The sequence below is a fragment of the Sphingopyxis sp. genome, from assembly GCF_040216815.1.
GTDB lineage: Bacteria > Pseudomonadota > Alphaproteobacteria > Sphingomonadales > Sphingomonadaceae > Sphingopyxis.
In genome coordinates this window covers 191,572-210,820 of sequence record NZ_JAVJOJ010000011.1, presented here as the reverse complement: position 1 = coordinate 210,820, position 19,249 = coordinate 191,572, and the positions used below count along the sequence as shown (strand labels likewise).

The following is a 19,249-nucleotide window of genomic DNA, read 5'->3' as shown; positions in this document are numbered from 1 at the left end:
TCCGTTCGCATCGAGCGAAGTCGAGATGCCCTGCGGTGTAGCGCGAGTTCGATGGGTGTCTCGACTTCGCTCGACACGAACGGACCGAGAGATTGCTCCTGATCGACAGTCCTGAAAGCCCGACATGCAAGACCGCCTGAAACGCCTGAAATTTCGCGCCTGGCATCGCGGCACGCGCGAGGCCGACTATATGATCGGCGGCTTTTTCGACCGCTATTCGCCCGAATGGAGTGAAACCGAAATCGCATGGTTCGAGGCGGTTTGCGAGGAAGATGACGTCGATATCATGGCATGGGCGCTCGGCACCGGCGCGCCGCCCGCACATCTCGACCGGCCCGACATGATCGCCGCGATGCGCCGGCTGGACTATATACCGCTGCCATGACCCGCAGTGCCGCCGACATTTTCGCCGCGATCGGGCAGGCGACCGCGCCGCTGACGCTGGCGCGCGCCGCCGACGGATTTCTGCCGCTGCTGCTCGCCGACCTGGCGCGGGCGAGCGCGCAGCGGCTGCTCTATGTCGCGACCGACGACGCGGCGATGCAGGCGATTGCCGATGCCGCGCCCTTTTTTGCGCCCGATTTGACCGTTCACCGTTTTCCCGCGTGGGACTGCCTGCCCTATGACCGGGCGGGGCCGTCGATGCGGGTCAGTGCCGACCGGCTGGCGACGCTGTCGGCGCTTCAGGCGCCGCCGAAGCGCGGCGAGCTGATCCTGACCACCGTGGCGGCGATCACCCAGCGGACGCTGACCCCCTTTCGCATTCGCCAGCTGGCGACGACGCTGGCGCCGGGGCAGCGGATCGATCGCGATTCGCTTGCCGAACTGCTCGTCGCCAATGGTTTCAGCCGGGTCGATACCGTCGCCGATCAGGGCGAATTTGCGGTGCGCGGCAGCCTTGTCGATCTTTATCCCGCGGGCGAGGAAGCGGGGCTGCGCATCGATTTTTTTGGCGACGAGATTGAAAGCATCCGCCGGTTCGACCCCGCCGACCAGCGCAGCCTGGGCCCCGCCAAGGCGCTGCAACTGCTGCCCGCCGCCGAAACCTTGCTCGACGAGGCGACGATCAAGCGTTTCCGGTCGAGCTATCGCGAGATTTTCGGGGCGCAGGCGACCGGCGATCCGCTCTATCAAGCGGTGAGCGAAGGGCGGCGACAGGCGGGGATGGACCATTGGCTGCCGCTGTTCGAGGAACGGCTGGCGACCTTGTTCGACCATATTGCGCCCGAAACCCCCGTGCTGCGCGGCCATCGCACCGATGCGACCGCCGAGACGCGTTTCGACGCTATCGCCGATTATCACGCCAACCGCGTCGCCGCCGAGCGCGAACAGGCGGGCAGCTATCGCCCGCTGGCGCCCGATGCGCTCTATCTGACGGTGGACGAATGGCAGGGCGCGGCGGCGGCGCGGCCCGTGCATATGGTCACGCCCTTTGATACGCCCGAAGCGCCGGGCGTGCTTGACCTTGCAACTTTCGCTGCGCGCGATTTCACCCCCGAACGCACCGCCGACCTGAATGTCTATGACAAGGTTGCCGATCATCTGTCGGACGAGCGGCGAAAGGGGCGGCGGACGATCATCGCCAGCTATTCGACCGGCGCGCGCGAGCGGCTGGCGGGGCTGCTGAAGGAACATGGGGTTTCGGGGCTGGCGCTGGCGGAGACTTGGCAGGAGGCGTTGGGTTCCAGTCTCCCCTCCCGCTTGCGGGAGGGGTCGGGGGAGGGCCTGTCTGCCAACGGACCAAACGCCGAAACAAGCCCTCCCCTAGCCCCTCCCGCAAGCGGGAGGGGGACAGGTAACGTCGCGCTGATCGTCCTGCCGCTTGATCATGGATTTGCCTCGGATGCGGTGAGTTTGCTCACCGAGCAGGATATTCTTGGCGAGCGGCTGGTGCGGCGGAACAAAAGGCGCAAGAGCGCCGATGCTTTCCTGGCCGAACTGGCGACGCTGAGTGTCGGCGATCTGGTCGTCCATCTTGACCATGGTATCGGGCGTTACGAGGGACTGACCTCGATTCCGGTGGGGAGCAGCCCGCACGACTGCGTCGCGCTCTCCTATGCGGGCGGCGACAAGCTGTACGTTCCGGTCGAAAATCTCGACGTGCTGTCGCGCTATGGCGGCGAGAGCGAGGGGGTTGCGCTCGATAAGCTGGGCGGCGAGGCGTGGCAGCGGCGCAAGGCGCGGATGAAGGAGCGCATCCGCGAGATTGCGGGCGAATTGCTTAGCACCGCGGCGCAGCGCGCGCTGCGCCCCGGCGAAGTGCTGGCGCAGGATGCCGCCTATCCCGCCTTTGCCGACCGCTTCCCCTATCAGGAAACCGACGATCAGGACCGCGCCATCGGCGACGTGCTGGAAGATATGGCGTCGGGGCGGCCGATGGATCGGCTGGTGTGCGGCGATGTGGGGTTCGGCAAAACGGAGGTTGCGCTGCGCGCCGCCTTTGTCGCCGCCATGGCGGGGGTGCAGGTTGCGGTGGTCGTGCCGACCACCCTGCTCGCGCGCCAGCATTTCACCAATTTCGCCGAACGCTTCAAAGGCTTTCCGATCAATATCGGCCGTCTGTCGCGCCTCGTCCCCGCCGCCGAAGCGACCAGAACCCGCGAAGGCCTTGCGAACGGGCAGATCGACATTGTCGTCGGCACCCATGCGGTGATCGCCAAATCGGTCGCGTTCAAAAATCTGGGTCTGGTCATCGTCGATGAGGAACAGCGTTTCGGGGTCGTCCACAAGGAACGGCTGAAACAGCTGAAAAGTGACGTCCATGTGCTGACGCTGACCGCCACCCCCATTCCGCGCACGCTGCAAATGGCGATGTCGGGACTTCGCGAATTGTCGGTTATCCAGACACCGCCGGTCGACCGTCTTGCCGTGCGGACTTATGTGGCGCCGTGGGACCCGGTCGTCATCCGCGAGGCCTTGCTGCGCGAGCATGATCGCGGCGGACAGAGCTTTTTCGTGACGCCGCGGATCAAGGACCTGCCCGACATCGAGGAATTTCTGCGGACCCGCGTTCCCGAGGTCAAATATGTCGTCGCGCATGGCCAGATGGCGCCGGGTGAGGTCGAGGAGCGGATGGGCGCCTTTTACGACCGCAAATATGATGTGCTGGTTTCGACCACTATCGTCGAAAGCGGGCTGGATATTCCGAGCGCCAATACGCTGATCATCCACCGCGCCGACCGTTTCGGCCTCGCGCAGCTTTACCAGCTTCGCGGGCGCGTCGGGCGGTCGAAGACGCGCGCCTATGCCTATCTGACCACCCCCGAAAGCGGCGGGATCACCGATACCGCCGAGAAGCGTCTGAAGCTGCTCGGCGATCTCGACACCCTCGGCGCTGGTTTCCAATTGGCGAGCCACGATCTCGACATTCGCGGCGCGGGCAATCTGGTCGGCGATGAACAATCGGGCCATATCCGCGAGGTCGGCTTCGAACTTTACCAGTCGATGCTGGAGGAAGCGATATTGGTTGCCAAGGCCGAGGGCGCCGGCGTCGCCCCGCCGCGCGAGGCGCTGTCGCCCGTCATCACCGTCGATGCGCCGATCCTGATTCCCGAAGATTATGTCCCCGACCTGCCGCTGCGCATGGCGCTCTATCGCCGGATCAACGAGGCGCAGGATCGCAAGGGCCTCGACGAATTTGCCGCCGAGATGATCGACCGTTTCGGCCCGCTGCCGCCCGAGACCGCCAACCTCATTCAATTGATGGAGATCAAGGCGAACGCCAAGGCGGCGGGTATTGCCAAGCTGGATGTCGGAACCAAGGGCGCGCTCGTCAGCTTCCACGGCGATGAATTTGCCAATGTCCCCGGCCTCATCGCCTATGTCGAGCGGCTGAAGGGCCGCGCGCGCATCCGGCCCGACAACAAGCTGTCGGTGAGCGGCGACTGGGCGAGCGCCGCCGCGCGGCTCAACGGCGCGCTGCAATTGTCGAAGGGATTGGGGAAGCTGGCACGGCAGGCGCGTTGATCGAGACCATCGTGGCCGATGGAGCAGGGCTATAACGACGCCTATGGCATCAGATCGATAAGCGCATCGCCCGGCACCGGTCCCGATTTCAAAAAGCCCTGCCACGTCGCCACGCCCAATTCGCCTAGGCGTTCCAGCTGGCGCTCATTCTCAATCCCTTCGGCGACCACCAACAGCCCAAGCGCGCGGGCCAGGTCGACGATCGCCCGTACGACGATGCGGTCGCGGTCGCTGCCGTCGATCGTGCGGGTGAAGCCGCTGTCGATCTTGAGATAATCGATCGGCAACCGCGCGAGCAGCGACAGGCTGGAATAGCCCGTGCCGAAATCGTCGATCGCGATCGCCGCGCCCAGTCCGCGGATCTGCACCAGCTGTTCGGCAGCGCTCGCGGGATCGCTGAGCATCGCCTGTTCGGTGAGTTCAAGCGTCAGGCGATCGGGATCGACCTTTGCCCCCTTCACCATCGCCGCGAAACGCGCGGCAAATTGGGGATCGCCAAGATCCGCGGCAGTGATGTTGAGCGAAACGCGCAGCCCTGCCAATTGCCGCGGCCAGCGCGCGACTTCAGCGAGCGCGACGCGGTGAGCGTGTTCGGTCAGTTCGCATTCGAGCCGCGCCGCGCGGGCCGCGGTCACCAGCGGCCCCGCGCCGAGCAGGCCGAGTTCGGGATGCTGCCAGCGCAGCAGCGCTTCCACGCCCGTCATCGCTCCCGTCACGACGTCATATTGCGGCTGGTAATGGATCACGACCTCATTCCGTGACAGCGCCGCGTGAACCATCACCCCATCGCGCGCCGACGCCGGCCGGGCGAGCTGCTCGCACGCCTGCAGCAACTGATCGGCCACCGATTCGCCCCGCGCGATCAGCGCCGTCGCAATTCGGATCGACAGGCGGCCGTTGGGATCGCCGACGATCGGTTCGGCAAGAGCGACGTGGAGCGCGCGTTCCTGCGCGCGCAGCGCGCCCAGCGCCAGCGGCGTCGCGGGAACGATCAAAAAACGTGGCCCGTCGAGCCGCTCGACCGACGATCCGTGACCGAATTCGTCACTCGCGAAATTTTCGAGCCGCCGGCCGATTTCGTCGAGCACCGCATCGCCGGTCGCCGTCCCGGCACTATTGTTGATCCGCGCCATCTGATCGACCTGGACCAGTATGACCCCGGCGTCCCGATCGTGACGCACATGCTGGCTTTCGATTTTCAGGACACAGGCGGAAAGGGATTCGGACAAGCGATTCATCGCATTCCCCTAGCAGGCTTTGCTTGCCAAACGCTTGCCTTTTGCATCACAAGACGCGTGTGGCTGTCACATTTTCCCAATCCGCCGTTCCAGCGGCGCCGTTGATCGACGGACATGGCCGCCGGATCAATTACTTGCGCCTGTCCGTGACCGACCGATGCGACCTGCGCTGCCGATATTGCATGGCCGAGGACATGCAGTTTTTGCCCAAGTCGGCAGTGCTCAGCATCGAGGAAATGGCCGAACTGGCCGAACGTTTTGTCGCGCGCGGTATTCGCCGCATCCGCCTGACCGGTGGCGAACCGCTCGTGCGGCGGGGGATCGACACGCTTGCGATACGGCTCGGCACGCTGATCGGAAACGGCCTCGACGAACTGACGCTCACGACCAACGCAATGCGGCTCGCCGAACATGCCCCGATGCTGGCCGCGGCCGGGGTGAGACGCGTCAACGTCAGCCTCGACACGCTCGACCGGCAAGGCTTTCGCCACATCACGCGCGTCGGCGACCTCGATGTCGCGCTCGCCGGGATCGCGGCCGCAAGGAGGGCGGGACTGGCGGTCAAGATCAACATGGTCGCGCTCGCCGGGCTCAACGAAGACCAGCTGCTGCCGATGCTCGATTGGTGCGCGGTCCATGGCTGCGACCTCACGCTCATCGAAACCATGCCGCTCGGCGAGGTCGAGGAAGATCGCAGCGATCATTATATCCCGCTTCACCAGTTCATCGCACCGCTTCGCGACGCGCACGCCCTTTATCCGCTCGACAGGCGTACCGGCGGTCCCGCACGCTATTTTGCGGTCGAGAACAGCCCGGTGACGCTCGGCCTCATCACGCCGCTCAGCGACAATTTCTGCGCGACGTGCAACCGAATTCGCCTGACGGTCGAAGGGCGCGTCTATATGTGCCTGGGGCAAGACGATCATGTCGACCTCCGCGCCGCGCTGCGCGACGGCGGCGACGTCGACGGCTTGATCGACCGCGCGCTCGCTGGCAAACCGCGCGCGCACGACTTTCATATCGAACCGCAGGCGAGGCCGGCGGTCACGCGCCATATGAGTGCAACGGGCGGCTGACTCGCCTGTCGCGAGGGGGGATCCGGACATCATGTTTCGCAAGATCGCGCTTGTCGCATCAAACGCGCCCGCGGCGATGGAGGCCGAGGCCGAGCTTCGGCCGCTCTACGATTTCGTCGACATGGCAGAGGCCGACCTGCTCATCGCGCTCGGCGGCGACGGCTTCCTGCTGCACATGCTGCATCAATTGCTCGACCAGCGCCGTAGCCTGCCCGTCTTTGGGATGAACCGCGGCACGATCGGTTTCCTGATGAACGAATTTCGCGTCGAAGGACTGCTCGACCGCGTCGCCGCCGCGCGCCCCTATCTGATCCACCCGCTGTCGGGCGACATCACCACGGTCAGCGGCGAACGCCACATCCTGCCCGCGATCAACGAGATTTCGCTGCTGCGCGAAACGCGGCAGGCGGCCAAGCTCGAGGTCATGATCAACGAACGGACGATGCTGGAAGAACTGGCCTGCGATGGCGTGCTTGTATCGACCCCCGCCGGATCGACGGCGTACAATCTGAGCGCGAATGGCCCGATCCTGCCGCTTGACTCGGCGATGTTGGCGCTGACGCCGATCAGCCCTTTTCGTCCCCGGCGGTGGCGCGGTGCGCTCGTGCCCGAATCGACAAGCATTCGCTTCAACGTCCGCGAAGCGGCCAAACGTCCGGTAAGCGCCGTCGCCGACCAGCGCGAAATCCGCGATGTGAAAACCGTTTTGGTGACAACCGACCGCAGCCGGCCGCTCACTTTGCTGTTCGACCCCGACCAGGGATTGGACGAACGCATCGCGATGGAACAATTTATCGTCTGAGAGCCACAAAAGGCGACAAAACCCCCTTGATAATTGTCCCGGTTGGCGGCAAAGGGTCCGCCTTGCCGCATCGGCGGCGTGTTCCTCGGTAGCTCAGCGGTAGAGCAATCGACTGTTAATCGATCGGTCGTAGGTTCGAATCCTACCCGGGGAGCCATTTTTCATCGTCGCTGTGTTAAAAAACAAAGAAAATCTTACCCTGAGATTTTCGCACCGGCGCTTATCGCCACAATATCGACGCTTCTTTCCGAGCCATCCCCCGCTCCAGGCGGTGGGAGGCCGCCATCGCATTCACGCAAAACGGCGAATAAAGGGTACAGCTCGTCTCACCAGTGCAGGGGCGATACGCGCCAGTCGGGACCGACGCGGGGATTCCAGCGCGAAACGCGGCGGCATGTCGGGTCGCCGAAGCGCAAGGCGGGCGAGGTCTTCACCGAGCAACAGGCCGGCGCACAGCCCATAGCCGTTACATCCCTGTCCCGCGAACAGGCCCGGCCCGAGTTCGAGCAGTTGCGGGAGTTTGTCGGATGTGATCAGGATATGCCCGCGATCAAGGCTGTTCCACTGCGGCAGCGCGATGCCGGGAAAGGTTCGCGTAAACTTGTCGGCATAAACCGACGCCGCTTCGGCAAGCGACGGCTGGCCAGGCCCCGGCAGCACGGTTGCGACGATTCGCCCGTCGGTCGTGAAGCTCCCCCCGAACACCGTGGCGTCGTCGAGGTCGGCAAAGGTCGACGCGCGCGGCAGGGCTTGCCGCTGCGCCTCTGTCAGCGGCGCCGAGCCGATCAATAGGCAATCGATCCGCCATCCAACGCGATCCAGCCCCCAACCGGTGCGTGCCCCGCCGTGAACAGCCATTACTACCGTCGCGGCGTCGATGCGCCCCGCGCCGCTCTCCACCGTCCAGCGTCCATTCGTCTGCCGCCGGATGCCGACGACGGGGCTCTTCTCGAAAACACGAACGCCCTGCCGCTCGCATTGCCGGGCGAGACCCCGCACATAGGCCCGCGGATTGAGCGTTCCCCCCGAAGCGAACAGCAGTCCTTCGACATAGCGGGGGCTTTGCACATGGTCGGCAAGCGCGGTACCGAGCAGCGCGACATCGGCCCCGGCCCGCCGCCATTGGTCGGCCAGGCCGACAAGCGAGGCAGCGGTCTCTTCCTTGGCCGCCAATGCAAGAAAGCCGCCACCATCGGCGCCGCAATCGGTGGGCATCGCCCGTGCCCGCTCGATCAGCGTGGTTCCCGCTACCGCAAGCGCGGCGTTCAGAATCGCGCCCCGCTCCTGGCCGAGCACAGCCTCGACGCCGTCCGGCGTCTGCGCCCCCCAGACCGGCGCCACCCCCGCAGCATTGGCGCCAGAAGCGCCCGAACCGACGACATCGGCCTCCACGAGCATGACCGACAGGCCGTGGCGGATCGCCACATCGGCCGCGGTCAGTCCGACAAGCCCTCCGCCAACGATGGCCAGGTCGCACGCCTCCTCCCCTTCCAGCGCGGGGCGTGCAGGCTCATCGGGAGCCGCCCACACTGCGGGGGGCGTTACCGCGTCGTCAAACATCGTCGGTTCAGACGCCGAGTGCGGCTTCTAGATTGGCGATATATTTTTCGATGTTGCCACGCGACAGGCCGCGCAGCTCATCGCCTCGATCGGGGTCGACCGGGACGAATTGGGTCCGGATATGGAACATGCAGGCATCCGAGCCAGCCGGAACCACCTGAATGCGCCCGCGATAACCGGCCCAGGGCAAGGGCCCATAATCGACCATGTCATATCCCATCACCCGCTCGACATTATCGAGTTCGATCAGCCGTTCGACGACCGCTCCCCCACCGATTGCCGGATCGAGATGATAGGTGCGCAGCGCGCCGACTCCGCGGCCCGCCGCCTCGACCCGTGCGACGTAGCCGCGCGTGAGCACATCGCCCGAAAAATCGCCGATATATTCCCACGCCTTGTCCGCAGGCGCCGCGATCCGGCGTGCAATTTCTACCGACAGCATAATGCCCTCTTTAGCGGATAAAGTCCGCGCCGGGATGGGCGCGCGGGAAGGTTTTCAGATAATCGACGAAGCGACCGAGCGCCTTGTCGCTGCGCGTGAACATGCCGCGCGTGAAGCGGATGCTATTCAGGATTTCGACGTCCTGATCGACCACGGCGATTTCGAGCGCCTGCGCGAAGTCGAGCGTCTCCTGCACGCGCTTGTCGTCTTCGGGCGTGCCGTCGGACTTTTGCGTCGCGATTACGAAATAGCTGCGGAGCGTTCCCGGCCGGTGAATACCGCACGGATAAAGAAAAGCGAACCAGCGCCCGTTCACGCTGCCCATCTGATAGAAGATGTTGTTGCCGTGGATGCCGACCTTATACTCGATCGCGGCGCCGGTTTCGCGAAAGCGCCCCTTCAGATCGTAACTATATCCATAGTCGTGCCAATCGATGTCACTGCTCGCATCGCCCTCGACCTCGATACCATGGACGATGTTGATATGGTTGAAATCGGTGGTGTTGCACATGAACACCCATGGGTCGGCGAGCAGGTCGAGATGCGGAATCTCGCTGTGAAAAGCGAGTTCGTCGTCGGGGAAGCCGAGGTCGGGGAGGTCGTAGAGTGCTTCCTCGCCATTGAACGCCCAGATCAAACCGAAGCGTTCCTGCACCGGATAGCGGAAAACGCGCATCGCGCCAGTCAGCGGGTCGTCGGTAGCGGTCCGGGCACATTTGCCGTCCATGCCGAATTCCCAGTGGTGGAAGGCGCAGACAAGCCGGTCGCCCGCGACCTTGCCGATGGACAGGTCGGCGCCATTGTGCGGGCAATAGGCGCTGACGACATTGGGAGTGCCGTCTTCGCTGCGATAGACGACCACCCGGCCATCGAGGAAATTGCGTCCCAGAACGCCGCCAGGCGCCACGTCGGTGGACCGGCACATCGGGTACCAGTTCTGCGAGAAGCGACCATCCTGCCCTTCATAAGTGACACCGCGGCCGTGGCGGCGACGGTCGAGCAGTTCGATCGCCGCCCGCTGGCCGTTGAACATATCTTCGAGATCGCGAACATGCGCTGTCATCATCCTGTCCTCAAAAATTGAAGGTGGCGGCGACACCGTAGCGACGCGGCTGGCCCGGGTAGCGGATGTCGGCGGCAGCGGCGGAAAACTCCTTGGCAAAAAATTCCTCGGTATAGCGTTCCTTGAACAGGTTGGTGACATACAGGCCGATCGAATAGCGCTTTGCGTCATAGGTCAGCCGCGCATTGACCAAATGCACCGCGTCCTGCCGGTCGGCGTTGTCGACGTGCCAGAAATTGCCCGACCGGCCCGAATAGTCGACGCGTGCGATCAGATCGGCATCGGGGCTGACTTCGGCCTTATACTGGCCGAACAGCATATAGGACCAGCGATAGGTCAGCGGCACCTTGTTGCCCCGGAACCGGGCGGTGCCATCGAAATCCTTGATCTTGGTATGGATGAAGCCAAGCGAGGCGCCGATCTGCAGGTTGCGCGACGGCCGCGCCTGCGCCTCGACCTCGAAACCGAAGATGTCGGTCTTTGCGACGTTGACGATGCCCTGATCGGCGACGTTGAGCACGAACAGCTGTTGGTCCTTATATTTCATGAAAAAGGTCGCGGCATTGAGGGTCAGCTTGCGGTCGGCGAAGCTGTTCTTGGTGCCGACTTCCAGCGTGTCGGCAACCTCGGGACGATATATTTCGGGAAACACGCCGGTCGGCGGATTGAAACCGCCGCTGCGGAAACCGCGAGCCGCGGTGACATAGATCATGTGATCGGGTGACAGGCTGTATTTGACCGACAGCTTCGGCTGCCATTCGTCGAAGCTCGTCTTGCGAACCGCCCCGCCGGCGAGCCGGTCGGTCTGGGTCCGGCGATCATGGTCATAGCGAAGCGCCGCGGTCAGTTCGAGCGCGTCGGTCGCATTATAATTGAGCTGGGCATAGAGGGCCTTGGTCAGAATATCCTCGTCGGCTCCGGCCACCGGAAGCGGCAGATAGGCAGATGGCGGCAGCCCGGTCGCCGTCGGATCGGGCGACAGCAGAATGGTGGTGTCGACGCTCTTTTTCGCGTCGAGCAGATAGGCGCCTGCGGTCCAGCGAAGTCGCTGCGACGACGGCGAGGAAAAACGGAACTCCTGGCTGAAGCTTTCATAACCGCGAATCTGACGCGCGCCGAGAAGCGATAATCGCGTCCAGTCCAGGTCCTCGATCAAGTCGATTTCGGTATCATTATAGGCACTGACCGACGAAACCGTGAACGGTTCGAATTCATAGTCGATCTTGAGCGAGGCGTCCCGGGTCTTGCGCGGGCTTTTTCCGAGAAAATCATTCTCAATCGGAAGGGCGGTGTTGTTCGCCTGTCCGTCGGGAAGCGGAATATACCAGGAGGCGCCGCCCTTGAGGTCGCCATAGGCGCCGCGCAGGTCGATCGTCAGGCGGTCGGTCGGCGTCAGGATCAGGCGCCCGCGCAGGTTCAGGTCTTCGGCGAAATCGACCTTGCGATCCAAGGTGACATTGTGGAGAACCCCGTCGAATTTGCGATAATCCGCTGCGATACGGAACAGCAGCAGGTCGGGGATCAATGCGCCGCTGAGCGCGGCGGACAGGCGGCGATCGTCGCCATTCGCATAATCGATCCCGATCCGGCCCTCGATCGTGTTGGTCGGACGACGGGTGGTTATGTTGATTGCGCCGCCGATCGCGTTGCGACCGTAGAGCGCGCCCTGCGGTCCCTTGAGCACCTCGATCTGGTCGAGGTCGAACAAGGCCTGCTTGATCATGTCCGCCGACGTCATCTGGACGCCGTCTATGACCAGCGCCACCGGGGCCTCGCCATTGCGGACCTGGCCGATGCCCCGGATGCTGATCGCGACCGTGCCCGCATCCTGCGCGTCGACGAGCGAGATGTTGGGCATGAGCGCGGTCACGTCGTCGATGCTGCGGATACCCGCCTCCTCGATCGCCTGCGCCGAGAAGGCCGTGATCGAGTCGGGAACCTGCTGCAGATTTTCGGAACGCTGGCGGGCAGTCACGACAATTTCATTGCTGTCACTGATCTCGCTGGCCTCCTGCGCCGTAGCAACGCCGCCGCCAAGTAGGCTGGCCGAACCGAGCAGGCTGCCCAGCAAAGAGCTTCGAAACGTCATCCTGTCATCCCCTTGTGCATTATGCCGGCCGGGCTTTTGCCCGTTCACTGGAGCCCGAATCCTATGGCGGGGACGGCTGCGCTGTATATCAGGAGAAAAGGTGGAGCCGGTCAGATGAGGCGCAGTTTGCGCGCGGCCGCAATCGCGCGCGAACGCGTGGCGACGTCGAGCTTGCGATAGATGTTGATGCGGTGCGTCTTGATCGTGCTTTCCGCAACCCCCAGGCTACGTGCCATTTCCTTGCTCGACATTCCGTCGGCAAGCGCCCGCAACACCTCTATTTCGCGGGGCGTGACGATGACGTCGCTGGCCGCGGGCGGCATGGCCACCAACCCCCGACGTGCATGCGGACTATTCTGGCGCAGCCGTGCGACCACGCTTCGCTGCGCCGGTTCGAAAAGGTGGAGAGCCTCTTCGCAGGCCTCAAGAGCCAGGGGCAACAGCGCGCCAAACTGCGAAACGATCCCGATGAGCCCCTCGCTCTCCGCCGTTTCGAGCGCCAGTCGAAAGACACGCGCCGCTTCGGCCCGCCGCCCGGCGACTGCGAGGACGGCGGCGCGCAGAATGTTCATTTCCATGTCGAGCACTACCGACCCGGCCTCCGCCACGTCAGCGGCCAGCGGCGCCATGTCGACGTCATCGTACTGCCCGGCCTGTAACGCACAGGCCAGAGCGGCGATGCGATGATCGCACGCCAGCCGGCGGTCACGGTCGCAAAAGCCGTCTTGCGGCGGCCCGATTGCATCCAGCAGATGCGCCGCCTGTTCGACCTGCCCCAGGCTGAGCAGCATCCGCACGCGGATCAACGCGAGTTGATAACGCAGCCGCGGAAGGTTGCGGCGCTCCGCCGTTTCACGGCCGCGGTGGATAATCTGCTCGGCCTGCACCAGATTACCCGTTCGCACCGCGAACCACGCCTGCGTCGCATAGGCGGCAACGAACACGTCATGCCAGCCCTCGGTCGCCTCGATCACCGGCAGGGCCGATTCGAGCAGATCGGTCGCAGTCGAAAGATTGCCCGACAGATAGAGCGTGTAGGCGAGCAAGGCGATCGCCACCGCGACCTGCGGGCTGCCTTCGCCGAAATGCCGCGTCGCCTGTTCCAGACTGCGCCGGAAGAAAAGCTCGGCCTCGCGCCGACGCCCCGATCGCATCTGCGACAGGCCAAGATATTGATAGGCATAGACTTCGAGCAGCGGCAGTTGGTGGACCCGCGCGAGCTTGCACGCCTTTTCGCCGTGGACACGGCACCACAGGTCGTCGCCGCGATCGAAACTGGCGAGGCTTGACAGGTGATGGAGCAGGACACGCAAGGTCGGATCGTGCCCTTCGAAGGCAAGCTGGCGTTCGAGGATCGGCAGGCATTCAGGTGGAAAGCTGCGATCCTCGTAAATGAGCGTGACGAGATCATTGCAAAGCATCTCGCATGCGAGTGCAGGGTCGGTTCGTTCGACCTCGGCGATCGGTTTCGCGGCAAACAGTCCATCGAGCAAAGACCGCGCCTCGACCAGTCGGCCGTGCTGAGCGGCATAATAGGCCTGCCCCAACGTCACACGCGGGAAATTCCCCGGTGTCACGGGGTCAAGATCGTCGAGATGGCGCAGCAGCGACAGCCCACCGCGGATCGCCATGCGCCATCCACCCGCTTGCTCAATGATCGCGAGCGTTGCCGCCTGATCGGACACGAGTGCGGTATGAGCGAGCGCCTCGGGCAGCAGGTTTTCGGCCGCCAGCCAGGTCGCAGCGCGCAGATGAAGTTCGTCGAGACGGGACGGCTTCCCGCGCGATAGCGCGTCGTACAGATATTCGCGCAGCAAGGGGTGAAAGCGATACCAGATTCCCTCGTCGTCGAGGGGGACAATGAGGAGATTCTGGCGGCGCATCCGGTCGAGCATCGACGCACTGTCGGCGCGGCCCGTAATGGCATCGCCGAGCCCCGTGCAGATTCGCTGAGCAACCGAGGTTTCGAGCAGAAATTGCTGAATGCCAGGCTCCAGTCCCGAAACGACCTGCTCGGCCAGATAGTCGGCGAGGTCGGTCGAGCGCCGGGTCAGATGATCGAGCCTGCCCGCATGATCGCGCCCCGCGAGCCACAGCCGCAACAGTTGCAGCGCGGCGGGCCAGCCCTCGGTCCGGTCGATCAGCTCGGCCCATTCGACCTTGCTCGACTGGTCTCCGATAAAGGCGCGTGCCTCATTGTCCGAAAAGCGGATGTCGCTCTGTTCGAGTTGGAGAAGCTGGCCGCTGACCCGCAGGCCCGACAACGCAAATTCGGGCTGGCCGCGCTGCGCAACGATGATCGCGGCGTGCGACGGCATCCGTTCGATCACATATTCGAGAAAGCGGTTGGTCCCGGGCGACGCGATGCGATGGTAATCGTCGATGATCAGGCGCACCGGCTCTTCGCTGGCATCGAGCGCAAGGACGATCGCCCGCGCGGCGGACTCGGCGGCCAGCCCCGGCAGGCCGGCATCGATGGCCTCTTGCGAATAGGGCAATGGCAGACCAGCGCGGTGCAACGCCCCCATCAGATAGGCGAAAAACTGGTCGGCCTCGAATTTGGAATCGTCCGCGCTGTACCAGGCGACGGCGACATCCTCGCCACGCCATTGAGCATAGCATTGGCTGAGAAGGGTCGTCTTGCCGTAACCCGCCGGTGCCGACACGACTGTCAGATGCTTCGTCGACCGGGTGATCCGGTCAACCAGCGCCTCACGCCATAAAAGGTCGATCGACCTGTTCGGGGGAGCCAGTTTGGTACGGATCAGCATCGGCCGACCATGCCACAATCCCGCGACTCTTCTATCCACCTTCTTGGTGGATTGTTCGGGGCCGCGGCGCCGCGCAGGAGAAAGGCGGGATTTCGAAAGGGGCATAATCCATGACCAAGACCTTGTTATTCGTTCTGACCGGCCATGGCGAGTTGGGCGACACGGGTGCGCGAACGGGTGTCTGGCTTGAAGAACTGGCCACGCCCTATCAACTGCTGACCGGCGCAGGGTTCGACATTCTGTTCGCGACGCCGGGCGGCCAACCCGCGCCGCTCGACCCTGCCAGCCTTGAGGAGCCCTGGCTGCTTCCCGCCGGCCACTGGTTCCTCGACCAGAAGGAAGCCGTCGCCCAGTTGGAAGCTCCGCTCGACGTTTCGGATGTCGATGCGTCGCGGCTTGATGCCATCTTTCTGGTCGGCGGCACCGGTACCTTGTGGGATTTTCCCGCCAGCAAGGCGCTCGGCGCCCTCGTCACGGCGCTGGATCGGCGGGAAAAGATCATCGCCGCCATCTGCCACGGCGTTGTCGGACTTATGACCGCGAGGGCCGACGACGGAACGCCCTTTGTCAAGGGTCGGCCGCTGACCTGTTTCAGCAACGAAGAAGAAGCGATGCTCGAATATGACAAGATCGTTCCTCTGCTTGCCGAGACTGCGCTGGTCAGCCAGGGCGCAATCTACAGCCGCGCCGCGCCGTTCGAGGAGCAAGTCGTCGAGGACGGCCGCCTGATTACCGGTCAGAACCCCGCCAGCGCCGAACGGCTTGCACGGACGCTGATCCGCCACCTCGGCACTGCGCCAGGCTGATCGGCACCCGCTCTGCCGACGCGCTCGCCGTTCGGCTTTGTGCCCCTAACCCTGCGCGATTCGGGTGCGGTGGGAGGCCGCGGCCCCACTGCCCGCCGCCTCCACCGCCTCACCCACCAGAATGAGCGTCGGTGCGGTGGCGGCGAGCGATCGGGTCGCGAGGCCGAGCAGATCGAGGCGGGTCGACAGCAGGGTCTGGTGCGGCAAGCTGACGTTACAAGCGATGAGTACCGGTGTGTGGGAAGGCATGCCGTGCGCGATCAGCCGCCGCGAAATTTCCGGGGCGGCGTCGCGCCCCATATAGATGGCGAGCGTCGTGCCCGGCCGCGCAAGGTCGTGCCAGTCGAGGTCGAGCATCGCGCCGCGGCGGCTGTGCGCGGTGATGAACCGCACTTCGCGCGCGACGCCACGCAGCGACAGCGATATACGTGCGGCTGCCGCCGCCGCGCTCGCCGTGGTGACACCGGGACAGACATGGACCGCGCATCGCGCCGCGACGAGAGCCTTCAGTTCCTCGTTTGAACGCCCGAACAGCGAGGGGTCGCCCCCCTTGAGCCGCACAACGCGCCGCCCTGCGGTCGCGGCGGCGACGAGCATCGCGTCGATCGTCGGCTGATCCTTCGAATGGCGGCCCGACCGTTTGCCCACCGGGACACGCTCCGCCGCGGCGGGAATAAGGTTCAGAATCTCGGCCCCGACGAGCGCGTCGTAAAAGACAATGTCGGCGCGTTCGATCAATCGTACCGCCTTCATCGTCAGCAGTTCGGGGTCGCCGGGGCCCGCGCCGACGAGCCAGACCGTACCGGGCGCAAAATCGTCAGGCGGCATCGCTGGTCTCCTCGGTCAAAATACGCGAAAGGGCCGGGCGGCACGAGCCGCAGTTCGTGCCGGCGCCGATCGCGCCGCCGATGGCGGCGACGTCGACAAGATTACGGTCGCGGATCGCGGCGACGATGGTTTTCAATCCGATGTCGAAGCAGACACAGACGATGGGGCCGCGATCGGCCTGCACCCCCGGCGCGCGGCCCGCGAGCAGCGTCGGTGCCACCGCGGGCGCCGACAATTGTGCGATCAGCCAGTCGCGCGGCGGCAGCTCGCCGCTTACCGTGACGAACAGCGCCCCGACGAGGCGGCCGTTGGCGGCGATCGCGATACGTTTTGTCCCGCGCGCGGCGTCCTGCGCCTCAATGCGTTCGCCCTTCGGCAACAAGGCCTCGATAGCCTTGAGGTCGCCATTGCCGGCAAGTTCCCACATCACGCCCGCCGGCACCGCGACGCGCGTTGCCCAAAGGCAGCGCGGCGTTTCGGCGAGTTCGTGCGCAAGGAGCAGGAAGCCGTGCCATTCGGGCGCAACCGCGGCAATCGACGCCGGGGTACGCTTGAACCCTGGCTGGCCCGATACCGGATCGACGAGCGGACGGGGGAGCAGGCCGGTGCGCCCGCCGCTCGACGTGCGGTCGGTCCAGTGGATCGGTACAAAGAGTTCGCCCCCGCGCTGTCCGGCGTGGAAGGCAACGCGGTAGAGGCTGTCGCCCTGCGGCGTCGCGACGCGCGCGAGCCCGCCATCGGTCAGGCCGAACCGCGCGGCGTCGTCCGGGTGAACCTCGACGAGCGGCTCTTCGCGATGGCGTGCGAGCTTGGGCGCAAGTCCGGTGCGCGTCATCGTGTGCCATTGGTCGCGATAGCGGCCGGTGTTGAGCGTGAGCGGCCATTGTTCGAGCGGTTCGGGAAGCGGCTTTTGCACAACGGGTACAAGCCGCGCCCGGCCATCCTCGGTGGGAAATCGCCCGTCGCCGAACAGCCGCGCGCCACCCCAGCGAAAAGGCTCCATCGCCTCATAAGCGGCGTTGCCGCCCTGCGCCGCACCGGGGAGCGCAAAGACACGGGCGCCGTCATTCTCATAGGTCGAAAGGCGGCAATGTTCGCGCCAGATGTCGGCGGGGCGATCATAGGTGAAGGCGTTTTTCCACCCCATGCGCCGCGCGACTTCCTTGACGATCCACCAGTCGGGCATCGCCTCTCCCGGGAGCGGGAAAAGCGCGCGCTGGCGGCTCACCGTGCGATCGCTGTTCGTGACCGTTCCATCCTTTTCGCCCCAGGCGGCGGCGGGCAGGCGGACATGCGCAAAAGCGCCGGTGTCGGTTTTCTCCATCACATCGCTGACGACGACGAAAGGACAGCTCGCCAGCGCCTCGCGCACGCGGCCCGCGTCGGGCATCGATACGGCGGGATTGGTCGCCATCACCCACAGCGCCTTGATGCGCCCCTCGCCGATGCTGCGAAACAGGTCGACCGCCTTCAGCCCAGCCTTTTCCGCGACGGCAGGTGCCGCCCAGAAGCGGGCGACGCGCGCGCGGTTTTCGGGCGCGAAATCCATATGCGCGGCAAGCGTCGAGGCGAGCCCGCCGACCTCGCGCCCGCCCATCGCATTGGGCTGGCCGGTGATCGAAAAGGGCGCGGCGCCGGGTTTGCCGATGCGTCCCGTCGCGAGATGCAGGTTCAGAATGGCATTGCCTTGATCGGTGCCCGCGGTCGACTGGTTCACCCCCTGGCTGAACAAGGTGACGGTGCGCGGCGTGGCGGCGAACAGCTCATAGAAATGCCTGAGGTCGGCCGGGTCCACATCGCAAATGCGCGCGGCCGACCACAGGTCATTCCCCTCTCCAAGCCGATCCCAGAAATCCTGCGGCACCACGACATGCGCGGCGAGAAAGGCGTCGTCGACCACCCCCGCCCCACGGCAATGCTGCAGCAGCCCGTTCATCAACGCGACGTCGCTGCCGGGGCGGATCGCCAGATGCAGATCGGCCTCGTCGGCGGTTTCGGTGCGGCGCGGATCGATGACGACGAGTTTGGCACCCGCATCACAGCGGGTGCGGATGCGCTGATAGACGATCGGGTGGCACCAGGCGGTGTTGCTGCCGACAAGGACGATCAGGTCGGCGGCGTCCAGATCGTCATAGCTCGCCGGAACCAGATCCTCGCCAAAGCCGCGCATATGCGCCGCAACCGCGCTCGACATGCACAGGCGCGAATTGGTGTCGATGTTCGCCGAACCGATGAAGCCCTTCATCAGCTTGTTGGCGACATAATAATCTTCGGTCAGCAACTGCCCCGACACGTAAAAGGCGACACTGTTCGGGCCGTGGCGCGCAATGGTATCCTTGAATTTACGCGCCACAAGGTCGAGCGCCTTGTCCCAGCTTGCGCGCTTCTTGCCGATCATCGGATGGAGCAAGCGGCCTTCGAGTCCGACCGTCTCACCGAGATGCGTGCCCTTCGAGCAGAGGCGGCCGCGGTTGGCGGGATGGTCGGGGTCGCCCGCGATTTCGACCGAGCGCTCGCCCGTCACCGTCGCGCGGATGCCGCAGCCGACGCCGCAATAGGCGCAGGTGGTGCGGACTTCCACTAGCCCCTCCCCTTCAGGGGAGGGGTT

The 19,249-nt window shown here is 64.8% G+C and carries 13 protein-coding genes and 1 tRNA gene; 6 read left to right on the top strand and 8 right to left on the bottom strand.

Going from position 1 to position 19,249, the window contains the following annotated elements; translation table 11 throughout:
- Positions 1 to 124 precede the first annotated feature (124 nt).
- Entirely contained in the window at positions 125 to 385 is a 261-nt protein-coding gene (locus RIA72_RS15945) for an FAD assembly factor SdhE (protein ID WP_350033052.1), read from the top strand.
- The gene (gene mfd / locus RIA72_RS15940) at positions 382 to 3,966 is read left to right on the top strand and encodes a transcription-repair coupling factor (protein ID WP_350033051.1); all 3,585 of its coding nucleotides are present in this window, start codon (positions 382 to 384) and stop codon (positions 3,964 to 3,966) included. The genes RIA72_RS15945 and mfd overlap by 4 nt, the downstream gene beginning before the upstream one ends.
- Before the next feature lie 41 nt (positions 3,967 to 4,007).
- On the opposite strand, the gene RIA72_RS15935 is transcribed toward mfd, so the two are convergent.
- Positions 4,008 to 5,204, bottom strand: coding sequence for a GGDEF domain-containing phosphodiesterase (locus tag RIA72_RS15935; RefSeq protein WP_350033050.1), 1,197 nt, complete (start codon positions 5,202 to 5,204; stop codon positions 4,008 to 4,010).
- A 59-nt stretch (positions 5,205 to 5,263) separates the two neighbouring features.
- Between RIA72_RS15935 and moaA the strand changes: the two genes are divergently transcribed.
- The 3 genes from moaA to RIA72_RS15920 all read left to right on the top strand — a co-directional run bounded on the left by moaA (position 5,264) and on the right by RIA72_RS15920 (position 7,239).
- Complete coding sequence (moaA, locus tag RIA72_RS15930) at positions 5,264 to 6,280, top strand: GTP 3',8-cyclase MoaA (RefSeq protein ID WP_350033049.1); 1,017 nt, start codon at positions 5,264 to 5,266, stop codon at positions 6,278 to 6,280.
- A gap of 31 nt (positions 6,281 to 6,311) precedes the next feature.
- The gene (locus RIA72_RS15925; RefSeq protein WP_350033048.1) at positions 6,312 to 7,082 is read left to right on the top strand and encodes an NAD kinase; all 771 of its coding nucleotides are present in this window, start codon (positions 6,312 to 6,314) and stop codon (positions 7,080 to 7,082) included.
- Between the two features lie 82 nt (positions 7,083 to 7,164).
- A tRNA-Asn gene (locus tag RIA72_RS15920) sits at positions 7,165 to 7,239 on the top strand.
- Positions 7,240 to 7,373: 134 nt separating this feature from the next.
- On the opposite strand, the gene RIA72_RS15915 is transcribed toward RIA72_RS15920, so the two are convergent.
- The 5 genes from RIA72_RS15915 to RIA72_RS15895 form a co-directional block, all read right to left on the bottom strand.
- Complete coding sequence (locus RIA72_RS15915) at positions 7,374 to 8,642, bottom strand: NAD(P)/FAD-dependent oxidoreductase (protein WP_350033047.1); 1,269 nt, start codon at positions 8,640 to 8,642, stop codon at positions 7,374 to 7,376.
- 7 nt (positions 8,643 to 8,649) lie between these two features.
- Positions 8,650 to 9,084, bottom strand: a complete 435-nt coding sequence (locus RIA72_RS15910) for an SRPBCC family protein (protein ID WP_350033046.1) — start codon at positions 9,082 to 9,084, stop codon at positions 8,650 to 8,652.
- Positions 9,085 to 9,094: 10 nt separating this feature from the next.
- Entirely contained in the window at positions 9,095 to 10,147 is a 1,053-nt protein-coding gene (locus RIA72_RS15905) for a Rieske 2Fe-2S domain-containing protein (protein WP_350033045.1), read from the bottom strand.
- Between the two features lie 10 nt (positions 10,148 to 10,157).
- The gene (locus RIA72_RS15900) at positions 10,158 to 12,236 is read right to left on the bottom strand and encodes a TonB-dependent receptor (RefSeq protein ID WP_350033044.1); all 2,079 of its coding nucleotides are present in this window, start codon (positions 12,234 to 12,236) and stop codon (positions 10,158 to 10,160) included.
- Positions 12,237 to 12,346: 110 nt separating this feature from the next.
- Positions 12,347 to 15,007, bottom strand: coding sequence for a winged helix-turn-helix domain-containing protein (locus RIA72_RS15895; protein ID WP_350033043.1), 2,661 nt, complete (start codon positions 15,005 to 15,007; stop codon positions 12,347 to 12,349).
- A gap of 110 nt (positions 15,008 to 15,117) precedes the next feature.
- Here RIA72_RS15895 and RIA72_RS15890 point away from each other — a divergent pair, with 110 nt between their 5' ends.
- Positions 15,118 to 15,813: a type 1 glutamine amidotransferase domain-containing protein gene (locus tag RIA72_RS15890; RefSeq protein ID WP_350033042.1), complete on the top strand. Its 696-nt coding sequence runs from the start codon at positions 15,118 to 15,120 to the stop codon at positions 15,811 to 15,813.
- Between the two features lie 45 nt (positions 15,814 to 15,858).
- On the opposite strand, the gene cobA is transcribed toward RIA72_RS15890, so the two are convergent.
- Together cobA and RIA72_RS15880 are read right to left on the bottom strand one after the other, a co-directional pair.
- Positions 15,859 to 16,641 (bottom strand): uroporphyrinogen-III C-methyltransferase, encoded by a 783-nt coding sequence (gene cobA / locus RIA72_RS15885; RefSeq protein WP_350033041.1) that lies wholly within the window; start codon positions 16,639 to 16,641, stop codon positions 15,859 to 15,861.
- On the bottom strand, positions 16,631 to 19,222 hold the full coding sequence (locus RIA72_RS15880) for a molybdopterin-dependent oxidoreductase (protein WP_350033040.1): 2,592 nt from the start codon (positions 19,220 to 19,222) through the stop codon (positions 16,631 to 16,633). The genes cobA and RIA72_RS15880 overlap by 11 nt, the downstream gene beginning before the upstream one ends.
- Between the last annotated feature and the right edge of the window lie 27 nt (positions 19,223 to 19,249).

Bases quoted from the DNA above. Each gene is read 5' to 3' on its own strand.
- RIA72_RS15945 (WP_350033052.1), top strand. From the start codon at position 125: ATGCAAGACCGCCTGAAACGCCTGAAATTTCGCGCCTGGCATCGCGGC.
- mfd (WP_350033051.1), top strand. From the start codon at position 382: ATGACCCGCAGTGCCGCCGACATTTTCGCCGCGATCGGGCAGGCGACC.
- RIA72_RS15935 (WP_350033050.1), bottom strand. From the start codon at position 5,204: ATGAATCGCTTGTCCGAATCCCTTTCCGCCTGTGTCCTGAAAATCGAA.
- RIA72_RS15925 (WP_350033048.1), top strand. From the start codon at position 6,312: ATGTTTCGCAAGATCGCGCTTGTCGCATCAAACGCGCCCGCGGCGATG.
- RIA72_RS15915 (WP_350033047.1), bottom strand. From the start codon at position 8,642: ATGTTTGACGACGCGGTAACGCCCCCCGCAGTGTGGGCGGCTCCCGAT.
- RIA72_RS15910 (WP_350033046.1), bottom strand. From the start codon at position 9,084: ATGCTGTCGGTAGAAATTGCACGCCGGATCGCGGCGCCTGCGGACAAG.
- RIA72_RS15905 (WP_350033045.1), bottom strand. From the start codon at position 10,147: ATGACAGCGCATGTTCGCGATCTCGAAGATATGTTCAACGGCCAGCGG.
- RIA72_RS15900 (WP_350033044.1), bottom strand. From the start codon at position 12,236: ATGACGTTTCGAAGCTCTTTGCTGGGCAGCCTGCTCGGTTCGGCCAGC.
- RIA72_RS15895 (WP_350033043.1), bottom strand. From the start codon at position 15,007: ATGCTGATCCGTACCAAACTGGCTCCCCCGAACAGGTCGATCGACCTT.
- RIA72_RS15890 (WP_350033042.1), top strand. From the start codon at position 15,118: ATGACCAAGACCTTGTTATTCGTTCTGACCGGCCATGGCGAGTTGGGC.
- cobA (WP_350033041.1), bottom strand. From the start codon at position 16,641: ATGCCGCCTGACGATTTTGCGCCCGGTACGGTCTGGCTCGTCGGCGCG.